The 14,622-nt window shown below is 74.6% G+C and carries 10 protein-coding genes; 6 read left to right on the top strand and 4 right to left on the bottom strand.

Going from position 1 to position 14,622, the window contains the following annotated elements; translation table 11 throughout:
• Nucleotides 1-144: 144 nt before the first annotated feature.
• Nucleotides 145-2,640 (bottom strand): phosphoketolase family protein, encoded by a 2,496-nt coding sequence (locus PKY62_RS08795; protein ID WP_324536335.1) that lies wholly within the window; start codon nucleotides 2,638-2,640, stop codon nucleotides 145-147.
• Between the two features lie 229 nt (nucleotides 2,641-2,869).
• Between PKY62_RS08795 and PKY62_RS08790 the strand changes: the two genes are divergently transcribed.
• The 3 genes from PKY62_RS08790 (at nucleotide 2,870) to PKY62_RS08780 (ending at nucleotide 5,781) form a co-directional block, all read left to right on the top strand.
• Nucleotides 2,870-3,733 (top strand): SURF1 family protein, encoded by an 864-nt coding sequence (locus PKY62_RS08790; RefSeq protein WP_324536334.1) that lies wholly within the window; start codon nucleotides 2,870-2,872, stop codon nucleotides 3,731-3,733.
• A 362-nt stretch (nucleotides 3,734-4,095) separates the two neighbouring features.
• Nucleotides 4,096-4,716 (top strand): GNAT family N-acetyltransferase, encoded by a 621-nt coding sequence (locus PKY62_RS08785; RefSeq protein WP_324536333.1) that lies wholly within the window; start codon nucleotides 4,096-4,098, stop codon nucleotides 4,714-4,716.
• 96 nt (nucleotides 4,717-4,812) lie between these two features.
• Nucleotides 4,813-5,781, top strand: a complete 969-nt coding sequence (locus PKY62_RS08780; RefSeq protein ID WP_324536332.1) for a PKD domain-containing protein — start codon at nucleotides 4,813-4,815, stop codon at nucleotides 5,779-5,781.
• A gap of 187 nt (nucleotides 5,782-5,968) precedes the next feature.
• Here PKY62_RS08780 and PKY62_RS08775 read toward each other — a convergent pair whose 3' ends face one another.
• Together PKY62_RS08775 and PKY62_RS08770 are read right to left on the bottom strand one after the other, a co-directional pair.
• Nucleotides 5,969-7,702, bottom strand: coding sequence for an ABC transporter ATP-binding protein (locus tag PKY62_RS08775; RefSeq protein ID WP_324536331.1), 1,734 nt, complete (start codon nucleotides 7,700-7,702; stop codon nucleotides 5,969-5,971).
• The gene (locus PKY62_RS08770) at nucleotides 7,683-9,536 is read right to left on the bottom strand and encodes an ABC transporter transmembrane domain-containing protein (RefSeq protein WP_324536336.1); all 1,854 of its coding nucleotides are present in this window, start codon (nucleotides 9,534-9,536) and stop codon (nucleotides 7,683-7,685) included. Before PKY62_RS08770 ends, PKY62_RS08775 begins: the two co-directional genes overlap by 20 nt.
• A 108-nt stretch (nucleotides 9,537-9,644) precedes the next feature.
• On the opposite strand from PKY62_RS08770, the gene PKY62_RS08765 reads away from it, so the two are divergent.
• Both PKY62_RS08765 and guaA read left to right on the top strand, forming a co-directional pair.
• Nucleotides 9,645-10,034, top strand: coding sequence for a DUF3817 domain-containing protein (locus PKY62_RS08765; RefSeq protein WP_324536330.1), 390 nt, complete (start codon nucleotides 9,645-9,647; stop codon nucleotides 10,032-10,034).
• A 9-nt stretch (nucleotides 10,035-10,043) separates the two neighbouring features.
• Entirely contained in the window at nucleotides 10,044-11,624 is a 1,581-nt protein-coding gene (gene guaA / locus PKY62_RS08760) for a glutamine-hydrolyzing GMP synthase (RefSeq protein ID WP_324536329.1), read from the top strand.
• Between the two features lie 60 nt (nucleotides 11,625-11,684).
• Here guaA and PKY62_RS08755 read toward each other — a convergent pair whose 3' ends face one another.
• On the bottom strand, nucleotides 11,685-13,148 hold the full coding sequence (locus PKY62_RS08755; protein WP_324536328.1) for a diguanylate cyclase: 1,464 nt from the start codon (nucleotides 13,146-13,148) through the stop codon (nucleotides 11,685-11,687).
• Between the two features lie 108 nt (nucleotides 13,149-13,256).
• On the opposite strand from PKY62_RS08755, the gene PKY62_RS08750 reads away from it, so the two are divergent.
• The gene (locus tag PKY62_RS08750) at nucleotides 13,257-14,414 is read left to right on the top strand and encodes a glycosyltransferase family 4 protein (protein ID WP_324536327.1); all 1,158 of its coding nucleotides are present in this window, start codon (nucleotides 13,257-13,259) and stop codon (nucleotides 14,412-14,414) included.
• Nucleotides 14,415-14,622 lie beyond the last annotated feature (208 nt).

The following is a 14,622-nucleotide window of genomic DNA, read 5'->3' as shown; positions in this document are numbered from 1 at the left end:
GGCCGGAAGACGCCGACCTTCTGCACGCTCCGGGTGAGCAGGTCGACGACCCCCAGGGCGATCGTCGACTTGCCGGTGTCGCCCTCGGCCGAGGTGATGTAGATGCTGCGTGCCACGTCCGTGCTGCTTCCCGCGCCGGAGGCGCTACTCGTTGTCCCCGCCGGTGGCGATGGTGGCGGCCGGGCGTCCCTGCTCGGGGCCACCACGCCCGAGAGCAGTATCCCCTGCATCGGGCCACACCCAGTCACGGATCTCGGGCATGTCCTCGCCGTGGTCGCGCGTGTACTCGCGGGCGGCCAGGCGGGCGTCGACCATCTTCTGGCGGAGGTTCGCCTGGCCGGAGCGCAGCCAGTGCACCTGGTCGATGACGTCGATGACGAGCTTGAACCGGTCGAGGTCGTTGAGCATGACCATGTCGAACGGCGTCGTCGTCGTGCCCTCCTCCTTGTACCCCCGCACGTGCAGGTTCGCGTGCCCGTTGCGGCGGTAGGTCAGACGGTGGATGAGCCACGGGTAGCCGTGGTAGGCGAAGACGATGGGACGGTCCGCCGTGAAGATGTTGTCGAACTCCCGGTCGGACATGCCGTGCGGGTGCTCCTGCTCGTCCTGCAGGCGCATGAGGTCCACGACGTTGACCACGCGCACCATGAGTACGGGCAGCTCACGGCGCAGGATCTCCGCCGCGGCCAGCGCCTCGACGGTCGGCACGTCGCCCGCGCATGCCAGGACGACGTCGGGCTGCTTGCCCGCCACCTCCGTGCCGGCCCACTCCCAGATGCCCAGGCCACGCGTGCAGTGCGCGACGGCCTGGTCCATCGTGAGGAAGTTGGGCGCCGGCTGCTTGCCCGAGACCACGACGTTGACGTAGTTGCGGCTGCGCAGGCAGTGGTCGTAGGTGGACAGCAGGGTGTTGGCGTCCGGCGGCAGGTAGACGCGGACGACCTCGGCCTTCTTGTTGACCACGTGGTCGATGAACCCGGGGTCCTGGTGGGAGAAGCCGTTGTGGTCCTGGCGCCACACGTGGCTGGACAGCAGGTAGTTGAGGCTCGCGATCGGGCGCCGCCACGGGATGTCGTTGGTCACCTTGAGCCACTTGGCGTGCTGGTTGAACATCGAGTCGACGATGTGGATGAACGCCTCGTAGCAGTTGAACAGGCCGTGCCGCCCGGTGAGCAGGTACCCCTCGAGCCAGCCCTGGCACTGGTGCTCGGAGAGCATCTCGAGCACGCGACCGGCGCGGGCGAGGTGCTCGTCGACCTCGGGCCCCTCGAACGCGGCGTCCCACTGCTTGTCGGTCGCATCGAAGACGGACTGCAGGCGGTTCGACGCGGTCTCGTCCGGCCCGAAGATCCGGAAGTTGTCGGGGTTGAGCCGGATGACGTCGGCGAGCCACTGGCCGAGCACCTTGGGCGCCTCGCTCATCGAGCCGCCCGGCGCGGGCACCTCGACCGCGTAGTCGCGGAAGTCGGGCAGGCGCAGGTCCCGCAGCAGCAGCCCGCCGTTGGCCTGCGGGTTGTCGCTCATCCGCAGCGCCCCGGCCGGCGCGAGCGCCGCGATGTCGGCGTGCACGCGGCCGGCGTCGTCGAAGAGCTCCGCCGGGCGGTAGCTCTCGAGCCACTCGCGCAGCACCTCGAGGTGCTCGGGGGTGTCGCGCGCGCTGGCCAGGGGAACCTGGTGCGCCCGCCACGAGCCCGTGGTCTTCTTGCCGTCGATGGACGCGGGGCCGGTCCAGCCCTTGGGGGTCTTGAAGACGATCATCGGCCACATCGGGCGCTCGAGGTCCCCGGCCGCCGCCGTGGCCTTGATTGCCGCGATCTGGTCGAGCACCTCGTCGAGCAGGACGGCGAAGCGGCGGTGGGTCTCCACGGCCGGCTCGTCGTCGTACCCCGCCGTGAACAGGTAGGGCGTGTGCCCGTACCCGACCATGAGGGACCTGAGCTCGTCCTCGCCGATGCGCGCCAGCACGGTCGGGTTGGCGATCTTGTACCCGTTGAGGTGCAGGATCGGCAGCACGACGCCGTCGTTGGCTGGGTGGACGAACTTGTTCGAGTGCCAGCTGGTCGCCAGTGGGCCGGTCTCGGCCTCGCCGTCGCCGACGACGGCCGCGACGAGCAGGTCCGGGTTGTCGAACGCCGCGCCGTAGGCGTGCGAGAGCACGTAGCCGAGCTCGCCGCCCTCGTGGATCGACCCGGGGGTCTCGGGTGCGACGTGGCTCGGGATGCCGCCGGGGAAGGAGAACTGGCGGAAGAGCCGGCGCAGGCCCTCGGCGTCCTGGGTGATGTCGGAGTAGACCTCCGAGTAGGTGCCGTCGAGGTAGGCCGAGGCGACCAGCCCGGGGCCGCCGTGGCCGGGGCCGGTGAGGTAGATGGTCGACTGCGAGCGCTCGGCGATCGCCCGGTTGAGGTGGGCGTAGAGGAACGTCAGGCCGGGCGTGGTGCCCCAGTGGCCCAGCAGTCGCGGCTTGACGTGGTCGCGCGTCAGGGGCTCGCGCAGCAGCGGGTTGTCGAGCAGGTAGATCTGGCCCACCGACAGGAAGTTCGCCGCGCGCCACCAGGCGTCGATGCGCTGCAGCGTGGCGTCGTCGACGGGGGCGCCCTCGCGGGTCGCCCAGGGGGAGGGGTGGTGGGTCACAGACGTCATGTCGCGCGCTCCTGTGCGGCCGGACCCGGCGGGTGGTCCGCCGAGCGTTCCCAGGGTGCCGTGCGCGGTCCGTGAAACATGGGACGTTTGACCCCGGATCGGCTCCGGCCGGCCTCGCGCCCCCGTCTGCGTGCGGCGCCCGCCCCCACCCCACCACACCTCGGGCCCGCCGCGCAGCCCGGGGGGCGCGCGGGCGTCGTCCCGCCGCCCGCGAGGTACCGTGATGCGCATGACCGCCGACCGCTCGCCGGCCTACCTGCGCACGGCCCGGTCGCCCCGCATGCTCGTCCTGCTGGTGCTGCTCCTCGGCGCGGCGGCGGTGTGCGGGCGGCTCGGGGTCTGGCAGCTGGACCGGGCGGCCGAGCGCGGCGAGGCCCGGGCCGCGGCGGCGGCCGAGGACACCGAGCGGGTCGCCCCGGCGCCCCTCGCCGACGTGCTCGCCCCGCAGACCGGGTTCTCCGGTGACCTCACCGGGCGCAGCGTCGTCGTCACGGGCACCTACGGCCCGGACGAGCTGCTCGTGGCCGGGCGCGCGATCGAGGGCCGGACGGGCCTGCTGGTGCTCACCCCGATGACGGTCGAGGGCACGGGCGCGACGCTGGCCGTGGTGCGCGGCTGGGTCCCGGACGCCGCGGCCGCCGCCGCAGCACCGGCGCCGGGTGGCCCCGTGGAGCTCACCGGCTACCTCCAGGCGGGGGAGGCCGGGGGCACCGGTGCGGACCTGCCGGCCGGCCAGGTGGACGCGGTCAGCCCGGCCGAGCTGGTCAACCGCTGGGGTGGTCCGATGTACACGGGCTACCTCGTGGTCTCCGGCTCCGACCCGGCGCAGGACGACTCGCTCGCCCTGCTCGGCAGGCCGTCCGAGACCGGTGGCGGCCTCGCGCTGCAGAACCTCGCGTACGCCCTGCAGTGGTGGATCTTCGGCGGGTTCGCCGTCGCCCTGTGGGTGCGACTGGTGCGCGACGAGGCCAGGGCGGCCGTGGACGACGACGCCGAGGCGCTCGAGGAGATGCCCGGTGAGGCGCTCGAGGAGGCCCCCCAGGTGGCCCCCCAGGTGGCCCCGGGGGTCGGCCCGGGCGGCGCAGGGGACTGAACGCCGTTCGTTGGCCCGCGCCGTTCGTCGGCCCGCGCCGTTCGTTGGCCCGCGCCGTTCGTTGGCCCGCGCCGTTCGTCGTAGCGGCCGATGGTGCGGGTGGTGCTCCTGGGGCACCCACCGGGTACCACGGGTCACTCCTGCACCGGCTGCCGCTACGACGACCTCGTCCGCGGGCGCAACAGCCCTGCTCGCTGCTCGACGCGCCGGCGCACCCGCGCTCCGGACCACCCCCGCGCCTGCCCACCGCGCGCTCCGGACCACCCCGTCGCCGGCCCACCGCGCGCTCCGGACCACGCCGACGCCGGCACGGTCCGGCGCCACCCCCGCGCCGGGCCCGTCCGCGGTGGCACGATGCGGTCGTGGCACCCAGCGATCTCGTCGTGCGACCCTTCCGGCCTGCGGACCGCGACGCCGTCTACGACGTCTGCGTGCGGACCGCCGACGACGGGGGTGACGCCCGCGGCCAGCTCTCCACCGACGACCTGCCCGGTGACGTCTTCGCCGGTCCCTACCTCGCGCTCGAGCCGGAGCTGTGCTTCGTCGTGGACGACGGGAGCCGGGCCGTCGGCTACGTGCTGGGGACGGCCGACACCGCACGCTGGGCAGCCGCGCACGCAGTCCGCTGGCTCCCGGCGGTGGCCCACCGCTACCCGCTCGTCGAGCCCGCCACGACGCGCGAGGAGCAGTGGGTCGGCCTGCTGCACCACCCGGAGGACCTGGTCCACCCCGGTCTGGCCGACCACCCGGCCCACCTGCACATCGACCTGCTGCCGCAGGCGCAGGGGCAGGGGGTGGGCCGGGTGCTGGTGCGCACCTTCCTCACCGCGCTGCGGGAGCGCGGCGTGCCGGCGGTGCACCTGGGGGTCTCGCCCACCAACACCGGTGCCCGGGCGTTCTACGCACGGATCGGGCTGCGCGAGCTCGCGGTCGACGCGCCGGGCGTCATCTACCTCGGGGCGCCGACCGACCTCGTCGTGTGAGGCACGACCCCGCTGTCGACGCATGAGAGGACTCTCATCGTTGAATCGTCACTCACACCCTTCCGTCGGGTCGAGTGCCGGTCCTACCCTCGCGTCATGTCGATCATCAGCAGGCACCCGCAGGTCCAGCGCCGGGCCGGTTCCCCGCGGCGCACGTCCGCCCTCCTCGCCCTGACGCTGGCCGTCGTTGGCCTCGCCGTCGCCGGCCCCGCCCGGGCCGCCGGCACCGTCCCCGTGGCGCCGTCCGGGATGGCCGCATCGCTCGGCAGCGGGATCATCGCGCTCGCCTGGGCGGACAACTCCTCGGACGAGACCGGCTTCGAGATCGAGCGCTGCACCCCGACCGCGACCGGCTGCGTGTTCGCGCCGTTCGTCACCACGCCGGCGGGGTTCAACCTCTGGGCGGACCAGAGCCAGCCCGCGCCGGCCGAGTACGGGTACCGGGTACGGGCGATCAACGCCGCCGGCGCCTCGGCGTGGTCCGACACCGCGGTGCTGTCCTGGGGCGGGATGTCCGGCACACCGCTCGCGGTGCTCACCGCGACGCCGACCTCCGGCTCCTCGCCGCTGACGGTCGCCTTCGACAGCGCCGGCTCGTACGTCATCGAGTTCGGCTCGGCAGCCCGGTACGCGTGGGCGTTCGGCGATGGCACGACGGGCTCCGGCCCGACTACGAGCCACGTGTACACCGCACCGGGCACCTACCTCGCGACCCTGACCGTCAGCGACGAGCGCGGGCACTCGGGCTACATCCGGACGACGATCACGGTCGTGGCGCCGCCGCTCGTGGCACCCACCGACCTGCGTGCGGCCTCGACGGTGCGCCGGACGGTCAACCTGCGCTGGACGGCTCCCGCGTCGACGAGCACCACGGCGCTCGCGGTGCAGCGGTGCTCGGGATCCACCTGCACGCGGTTCGCCACGGTGGCCACGCTGACCCCGACCGCCACGACGTGGCGTGACACCGCGGTGCGGTCGGGCACCACGTACCGTTACCGGCTCGTGGCGTCCGACGCGACCGGGCTCACGGCGACGTCGAACCTGGCGTCGGTCAAGGCCCGCTGACGGCCCGCGAGCGTCGTAGCGGCACGTGGTGCGGGAGGTGCCGGTGAGGCGCTCGCCCGGCACCACGCGTCGCACCGGCACCTTGCGCCGCTACGACGACCGCGGCGACGGCGACCGCAGCGACCGCCGCGACGGCGACCGCAGCGACCGCGGGGCGACCGCAGCGGCGGCGGAGGCGTACAGGGGGTCAGTCGCGCTGCCAGGAGTGCCACAGCGCGGCGTACTCGCCCTCGGCTGCCACCAGCTCGGCATGGGGGCCGATCTCCGTGATCCGGCCGCCGTCGACCACGGCGACGCGGTCGGCGTCGTGCGCGGTGTGCAACCGGTGCGCGATCGCCACGACCGTGCGGCCCTCGAGCACCGCGGACAGCGAGCGCTCGAGGTGCCGGGCGGCCCGCGGGTCGAGCAGCGAGGTCGCCTCGTCGAGCACCAGCGTGTGCGGGTCGAGCAGCACCAGCCGAGCCAGGGCGATCTGCTGGGCCTGGGCGGGGGTGAGCGCCGCGCCGCCCGAGCCCACCTCGGTGGCCAGCCCGTCGGCGAGGGCGGCCACCCACTCCTGAGCGTCGACGGCCCCCAGCGCACGGGCGAGCTCCTCGTCGCTCGCCGACGCCTTGGCCAGGCGCAGGTTCTCCGCGACGGTCCCGACGAAGACGTGGTGCTCCTGCGTGACGAGCGCGACGTGGCCGCGCAGGTCCTCGAGCGGGAGGTCCACCAGGGGCACGCCGCCCACGGTGACGGTGCCGCCGGCGGGCGGGTGCACGCCGGCGAGCATCCGGCCGAGCGTCGACTTCCCGGCCCCCGACGGGCCGACGACGGCCAGCCGCTCGCCCTGCCGCAGGTCCAGCCCGATCCCGTGCAGCACGTCGTGGCCCTCGCGGTACGCGTAGCGCAGCCCGGTCGCGACGACGTGCTCGCCGTCCGGCTCCGCGCCCGACGCGTGGCGGTCCGGCTCGACGGAGCCCACCCCGATGATCCGCGCGATCGAGGTCGCCCCGACCTGGATCTCGTCGAGCCAGTAGATGAGCTCTCCGACGGGGCGGGCCAGCTGCAGGGCGTAGACGGCCAGCGTGGTGACGGCACCCACCGTGGAGGCGCCGACGGAGATGAGGTAGGCGCCCCAGGCGACCACGCCGACGATCGGCAGGACGAACGAGAAGTCCACCCCGGGGAACAGCACGGTCCGGAGCGCGAGCGTGCGCTCCTCGGCGGCGAAGGCCTCGCGCAGGTCGGCGTCCACGCGTGCCCGACGCCGCGCGCCGAGGCCCAGGGCGTCGATGGTCCGCGCCCCCTCGACGGACTCGGTGATCGAGCCGTTGAGGGTCGCGTACGAGGCGGACTCGCGCAGGTACGCGGGGGCTGCGCGACGCAGGTACCACCGCGTGGTCGCCACCAGCAACGGCACCCCGACGAGGATCGCGCCCGCGACGCGCCAGTCCACCGCGAAGGCCGCGACGAGGGTGAGCACGGTGGTCGCCGACGTGACGAGGATCTGCGGCACGCCGAACCGCACGGAGTGCTGCGCGCGGTCGATGTCGTTGGTGGTGCGCCCGACGAGGTCGCCCGTCCCCGCCCGCTCCACGACCGACAGCGGCAGACGCGTGACGGTGGTGATGAAGTCCTCGCGCAGGTCGGCGAAGACGGTCTCGCCGAGCATGCGGGAGGCGCGCTGGGCGTACCGGATGAGCACCGTCTGGGCCAGGACGGCCCCGACGAGGCCCAGCGCCGCGCGGTCGACGAACGAGCCGTCGGTGCCCTGGGCGACGGCGTCGACGATCCGGCCCAGCAGCCACGGGCCCGCCAGCCCGGCGACGGCGGCCAGCGCGTGCAGCGCCAGCACCAGGCCGAGGGCGCCCTGGTGGCGCCGGAGCAGGCCGGTCGTGTGCCGGCGCAGCATCGTGGGGTCAGCGATGGGCAGCTGCACGGGGTTCCTCCGTCCTGGTCGGGGTGGTCGGGGTGGTCGTCGTGGCGGTCGCGGCGTCCTCGTCGTCCGCCGCGGCCCGGGACACCACGGACCGGTAGCGGCGGGCCGTCTCGTCGTCGCCGTCGAGCAGCCCGCGGTGCGTCCCGCGCGCGACGACGACGCCGTCGGCCACCAGGGCGACCTCGTCGACCACGTCGAGCACGAGCGGGCTGGCCGTGACCACCACGGTGGTGCGTCCGGCGCGCGACTGGGCGAGGCGGCCGGCGATCCGCGCCTCGGTGTGCGCGTCGACGGCGCTCGTGGGCTCGACGAGCACGAGCACCTCCGGGTCGGTGAGCAGCGCGCGGGCCAGGGCGAGGCGCTGGCGCTGGCCGCCCGACAGGGAGCGGCCCTTCTCGGCCACCTCGCCGTCCAGCCCGTCGGGCACCGACTCCAGGACGTCGGCCGCGTCCGCGGCGTGCAGCGCCGCGAGCAGCACGGCGTCGTCGGTGGTGCCGCGGACGTCGAGCTCTGTCCGCAGCGACCCGGTGAACAGGTGCGGCGTGGACTCGGCCACCACCACGCGCTGGCGCACCTGCGCCAGCCCGAGGTCGCTGAGGGCCACGCCGCCGAGGCGCACACCGGCGGCCTGGCCGTCCGGGTGGGCGCCGAGGAGCCCCAGCCGCAGGGCCAGCGCGGCGGAGTCGTCCGGGTCGGCGCTGACCAGGGCCGTCACGCGCCCGGCGCGGACCACGAGGCCGCTCGCGTCGTCGGTGAGATCGCCGACGGTCGCCATCGGAGCGACGTCCGCCGGCGCGGCGTCGCCCATCGCCGGGCCGCGCTCGAGCGGTGCCTCGCGGGTGTCCGCCCCCGTGACGGGCACGGCGAGGACCGCGATCATCCGACGCACGCCGACCACGGCGCGCGTGAGGATCTGCACGGCCTCGGTGGCCACGTCGAGCGGGCCCGTGAGGAAGGCCGCATAGCCGTAGAACGTCACGAGCTGGCCGCCGGTGATCTCCCCGGCCAGCGCGAGGTGCGCCCCGAACCAGACCACGCCGGCGAGGAAGAGGCCCGGCAGCAGCACCTTGAGCGCGTCGAGCACGGACTGGGTGCGCGCCACGTCGACCCCGGCGGCCCGCACGCGCTGCGACTGCTCGCGGTAGCGCGCAGCGAACGCCTCCTCGCCGCCGATCCCGCGCAGGATCCGCAGCCCGGAGACCGTGTCCGCCCCGAGCGTCGTCAGGCGCCCCGAGGCCGCGCGCTGGACGTCCTGGCGCCGGGCCAGCGGCCGCACCACGAGCGCGAGCACCCCCGCGACGGCGGGCAGGCCCACGAGCACGGCCACCCCGAGCGTGACCGACCACGCCAGCAGGAGCCCGGCGACCACGGCGTAGGCGATGACGGCCCCGACGAACCGCGGCACGATCCAGAACACCTCGCCGACGCGCAGCGAGTCGGACGCGACGGTGGAGACGACCTCGCCGGTCGGCAGCTCTGCCGTGACGGCGTCGCCGGTGCGCGTGACGTGGTGACCCAGCAGCTGTGAGGACCGGAAGGCCGCGCGGATCCAGCTCTCGACGCTGCGCCGGTGCTCCACGACGTTGGCGAGCACGCCGACGGAACCCGCACCGAGCAGCAGCAGGCAGCCGGTCCACAGCGGGCGGGACAGCCCCTGGTCCAGCCCGGTGTCGACGACGTGGCCGAGGAGGTACGGCATCACCGCCGAGGCGACGAAGGCCAGGGTCCCCCAGGCCGCGGCGGACAGCGACAGCCCGAGCTGGCCGCGCGCCACCCACCACAGGTAGGCGGTCGCGGACGTCAGCGGCGGGGTGCCGGGGTCGCGGTAGGGCATGGGGCGCACGATCGACCACGGTACGTCCGTCCCGGCCGGACCGGCGACGTGAATTCCGCGGTCCGGGCCAGGGCAGGATGGTGCCCGACGACGACGGTGGAGGTCACGGTGGCAGGCAGGCAGTGGGCGCCCAGGGCGCAGGGTGCGCTGAGGCGGTACCGCGTGATGGCGTGGGTGACCGGCGTGATGCTGCTCGTCCTGACCCTGGAGATGGGCATCAAGTACGGGCTGCGGCCCGACGAGTCCGTGCTGCGCTGGATCGAGTGGATCCCCTTCGCGCACGGGTGGATCTACGTCGTCTACCTCGTCACCGTCGTCGACGTGTGGTCGACGATGCGCTGGGGCCTCGGCCGGCTCGTCGCGATGGTGCTCGCCGGGGTGGTCCCGGTGCTGTCGTTCGTCGTCGAGCGCCGCGTGCACGCCGCGGGCGACGCGCAGATCGCGTCGGGCCGACCGGGTCGCGGGACGGCAGCGCCCGCCGTCGGGCCGCCGCTCTAGACTCGCCGCGTGACCGCCACCCAGCCGCAGACCGGCGACGGCCCCGTTCTCGTCATCGACTTCGGGGCGCAGTACGCGCAGCTCATCGCCCGCCGGGTGCGCGAGGCGCACGTCTACTCCGAGGTGGTGCCGCACACCTGGTCGGTGGAGCGCATCCTCGCGAAGCGGCCGTCGGCGGTCATCCTGTCCGGCGGGCCGTCGAGCGTCTACGCCGACGGCGCCCCCGCGGTGGACGCAGCGCTGTTCGACGCCGGGGTGCCGGTGCTCGGCATCTGCTACGGCTTCCAGGCGATGGCCCGGGCGCTGGGTGGGACGGTCGCGCAGACCGGTGCGCGCGAGTACGGCGGCACGCACGTCGCGGTCGCGAACGCGGGGCAGCTGCTCACCGGCTCGCCCACCGAGCAGTCCGTGTGGATGAGCCACGGCGACGCCGTGCACGCCGCACCAGCGGGCTTCACCGTCCTCGCGACGTCCACGGGATCGCCCGTCGCCGCCTTCGAGGACCGCGCGCGCCGGCTCTACGGCATGCAGTGGCACCCCGAGGTGAAGCACTCGCCGCTCGGCCAGCACGCGCTGGAGAACTTCCTCTACCGCGGGGCCGGGCTCTCGCCCACGTGGACGGCAGGGAACGTCGTCGTCGACCAGGTCGCGCGGGTCCGCGCGCAGGTCGGGGACGCCCAGGTGATCTGCGGGCTCTCCGGCGGCGTGGACTCGGCGGTCGCCGCGGCCCTGGTGCAGAGGGCCGTGGGGGACCAGCTGACCTGCGTCTTCGTCGACCACGGGCTGCTGAGGTCCGGCGAGGCCGAGCAGGTCGAGAAGGACTTCGTCGCCGCGACCGGGGTGCGCCTCATGGTCGTCGACGCGCGCGAGCAGTTCCTCGTCGCGCTCGCCGGGATGACGGACCCGGAGACCAAGCGCAAGATCATCGGTCGCGAGTTCATCCGCTCCTTCGAGGCGGCGGCGCGCGAGGTCGTCGCCGGCGGCACGGACGGGCGCGAGGTGCGCTTCCTCGTCCAGGGGACGCTGTACCCCGACGTCGTCGAGTCGGGCGGCGGCGAGGGCGCCGCGAACATCAAGAGCCACCACAACGTCGGCGGGCTGCCGGACGACCTGCAGTTCGAGCTCGTCGAGCCGCTGCGCGACCTGTTCAAGGACGAGGTGCGGGCCGTCGGCCTCGAGCTCGGGCTGCCCGACGCCATCGTCTGGCGCCAGCCGTTCCCCGGGCCCGGCCTGGGCATCCGGATCATCGGCGAGGTCACGGCCGAGCGCCTGGAGATCCTGCGCGCGGCGGACGCCATCGCCCGCGCCGAGCTGAGCCGCGCCGGGCTGGACCGGCAGATCTGGCAGTGCCCCGTGGTGCTGCTCGCGGACGTGCGCTCGGTGGGCGTGCAGGGCGACGGGCGCACCTACGGCCACCCCGTGGTGCTGCGTCCGGTGAGCTCGGAGGACGCGATGACGGCCGACTGGTCGCGCGTGCCGTACGACGTCCTGGCCACGATCTCCACGCGGATCACCAACGAGGTGCCGGAGGTCAACCGGGTCACCCTCGACGTCACGAGCAAGCCGCCGGGCACCATCGAATGGGAGTGAGCCACCCGCTCGTCGGGTAGCTCCGGTCGGCCGTCGGGCGACGGCACGGCCGAGTGCGGCTCACGGGAGCGCCGAGGGCTCCCGCTCTGCCTCGCGCTCGCGCTTGCGCCGGTACATCGCGGCGTCGGCCGCGCGAAGCAGCTCCTCGGCGGTGATGTGGTCGCCCGGCAGGGCGCTCGCCGCGCCCACGCTGGCCGTCACGCGGGTCACGAGGTCCGCCAGGTGGACGGGCTCCGCCAGCACCTGGCCGACGGTGGCCACGACGGCGTCCTGCACGACGGCAGGGTCCCCCTCGAGCAGGATGACGAACTCGTCCCCGCCGAAACGGCCGACGACGTCGGCCGCACGCACGGAGCGCCGCAGGCGGTGCGAGACCGCCACGAGCAGCTGGTCGCCGGTGTGGTGCCCGTGGCTGTCGTTGATCTCCTTGAAGCCGTCGAGGTCCAGGAAGATCACCACGAGGCCGGGGGAGTCGCCCGTCCGCAACCGGCCGACCGCTGCCTCGAGCCGCTGGGTCACGCCCCGGCGATGGGGCAGCCCGGTCAGCTCGTCGAGGGTGGCCAGCCGGGTGAGCCGGGCCAGGGCCTCGGCGTGCAGGCGCGCGAGCCCGTCGATGCGGGCGAGCACGAGCGGGACGAGCGCCAGCGTGCCGATGGAGAGCAGGATCGCGTCGGACCGACGGCCCACGAGGAGCGTCGCGGCCGCGATGAGGGGGTTGATCGTCAGCGCGAGGCCGAGCAGGACGAGGCGTCGCCCGGTCAACCGCCCGGGGTCCGTTGCTCGGGCGAGGGCGATCCGGCCGAACGCCGGGTGGGCGAGGGCGGCGGCCAGCGCCAGGTAGCCGACGATCCAGCAGTAGCGGATCCACGGAGCCTCGGCGCCGGTCTCTGGGTCCGCGGTGAGCCCGCCGGCGACGGTGCCGACCCAGGTCGCGACCGTGGCGAGGAGCAGGTAGGCCACGGGCTCCCTGGCGTCGCGGGTGAGCGCGGCGGCGCGCACGACGGTGCCGACGATCGCACTGATGAGCACGACGGTGATCAGCACGAGGAGCTGGCTGGTCACGCTGGCGCCGTGGGCGCGCATGCCGGGTCCGAGCAGCCCCGCCCACACCGCAGAGGCCGTGCCGATCCCGATGATCGCGGCGTCGATCGCGCCATGGCCGAGCCGACGCGACCGGGGGAGCGTCACGAGGGCGCAGCCGACGAGGAGCCCGAGGTAGCCGATCGACTGGAAGGCGAGTGCTGCGGGCGAGTCCCAGCTGGGCAGCCCACGGATGCCCTCGGCGACCAGGGCTCCCGTGTTGACGACGGTGAGCGCGGTCAACCCGCCCAGGACGGCCCACCAGGCGACGCCCGATCCCGGGTCGCGCACGAGCATCCCGACGACCACGACGGCCGGGACGAGGCTGGCGAGGAGGACGGCGAGGTTGTGCGCCGGACCGACCGTCGTCGCGTAGAGCACGCACAGGGCGGTCGCGAGCGCGCCGAAGGCCGTGTGCACCGCGCCAGCGCGCGCGTGATTCACCGGGGTCCTCCGTCCGCCGTCTCCTGAACCATCGGCACCTCCCGGCCGCGGCTGAAGGTGTCGACGGCTCCCGCGCCGCACGCCCAGGGTTGCGGCAGCCTCCCCGGGGTGATCACCGCGCCGCGGCACTACTGTGACGGCGTGCTCATCGTCCACGTCTCGGACTGCTACCCGCCACGGACGGGTGGCATCGAGACCCAGGTCAGGGACCTGGCACGCGCGCAGGTCGCGCAGGGGCACGAGGTGCACGTGCTGACGGCGACGCCCGGCCCCGCGGGCGAGCGCGGCGGGCTGGTGCAGGACGACGACGGCGTGCGGGTGCACCGCCTCGGGGCCCGCATCCCGTTCGGGCTGCCCGTCAACCCGGCTGCGCCGCCCCGGGTGCGCGCGCTGCTGCGCGAGCTGCGACCCGACGTCGTGCACGTGCACGCCGGGGTGCTCTCGCCGTTCGCCTTCGACGGGGCGAGGGTGGCGGTGGACGCCGGCGTGCCCGTGGTCGTGACGTGGCACTGCATGCTCGACGGGACGGTCCCGGCCCTGCGGGCGGCAGTGCGGCGCTCACGCTGGGCGAGCGCCCCGATGGCGCTCTCGGCGGTGAGCGGTGCGGCGGCCCAGCGGGTCGGCGAGGTGTTCGACGCGCCGGTCGGCGTGGTGCCCAACGGGATGGACCTGGCGCGCTGGGCGCCGGACGCCACCGCGCCGTCGCCGGCCGGGCCGCTGCGCTGCGTCGCGACCATGCGGCTCGCGCCGCGCAAGCGGGGCCCGGCGCTCATCGGGGTGGTGGCCGACGCCGTGGCGCAGCTCGGTCCGGGATCGCTGACCCTTGACGTCATCGGGGACGGGCCCGCGCGGGCGTCGATGGAGCGCCGCGTGGCGCGTGCGGGTCTGACCGACGTGGTGCGGCTGCGGGGTCGGCTGGAGCGCGCCGGGGTGCGGGCCGCCTACACCCAGGCGCAGGTCTTCGTGGCGCCGGCCGTCCTGGAGGCCTTCGGGATCGCCGCGCTCGAGGCGCGTGCCGCGGGGCTCGTGGTGGTCGCGCACCGGGCGACCGGGATCGCCGAGTTCGTCACCGACGGCGTGGACGGCCTGCTCGTGGACGACGACGCCGCGATGGTGCGGGCCCTCGTGCGACTGTCGCGCGAACCGGCGCTGCTGGCACGCCTGCAGGCCAGGGCCAGGGCGGACCGGCCGACGCACGACTGGGCGCTGACGCTCGAGGCGGCGCAGCGCGAGTACGTCAGGGCAGCGGAGCTCGCCGGACGCTGAGCCAGCCGGACGCTGCGCCGGCACCGTGCGGCCCGTCGACCGTGCGGCAGCCGGCCCGTCCGCCCGAGGGATCCCCAGCGACCGCCCGCCGGTCGTCGCGCGTCTCACCACGTGGGACCTTGGTCCTGCGACGGAGGTCCCACGGACCATGGGCCTAGGAGACTGCTGAACAATCGCGTGTCCGGGGCGTGTGCCGAGGACTGGCTGG

The sequence above is a fragment of the Actinotalea sp. genome (assembly GCF_035443605.1).
Taxonomy (GTDB): Bacteria; Actinomycetota; Actinomycetes; order Actinomycetales; family Cellulomonadaceae; genus Actinotalea.
Note: the sequence above shows the minus strand (reverse complement) of the source record. Positions and strands in the feature narration are given on the sequence as shown.

Excerpts from the sequence above, each read along its gene's own strand:
- PKY62_RS08770 (WP_324536336.1), bottom strand. The coding sequence starts at position 9,536 with ATGCCCTACCGCGACCCCGGCACCCCGCCGCTGACGTCCGCGACCGCC.
- PKY62_RS08780 (WP_324536332.1), top strand. The coding sequence starts at position 4,813 with ATGTCGATCATCAGCAGGCACCCGCAGGTCCAGCGCCGGGCCGGTTCC.
- PKY62_RS08795 (WP_324536335.1), bottom strand. The coding sequence starts at position 2,640 with ATGACGTCTGTGACCCACCACCCCTCCCCCTGGGCGACCCGCGAGGGC.
- PKY62_RS08790 (WP_324536334.1), top strand. The coding sequence starts at position 2,870 with ATGACCGCCGACCGCTCGCCGGCCTACCTGCGCACGGCCCGGTCGCCC.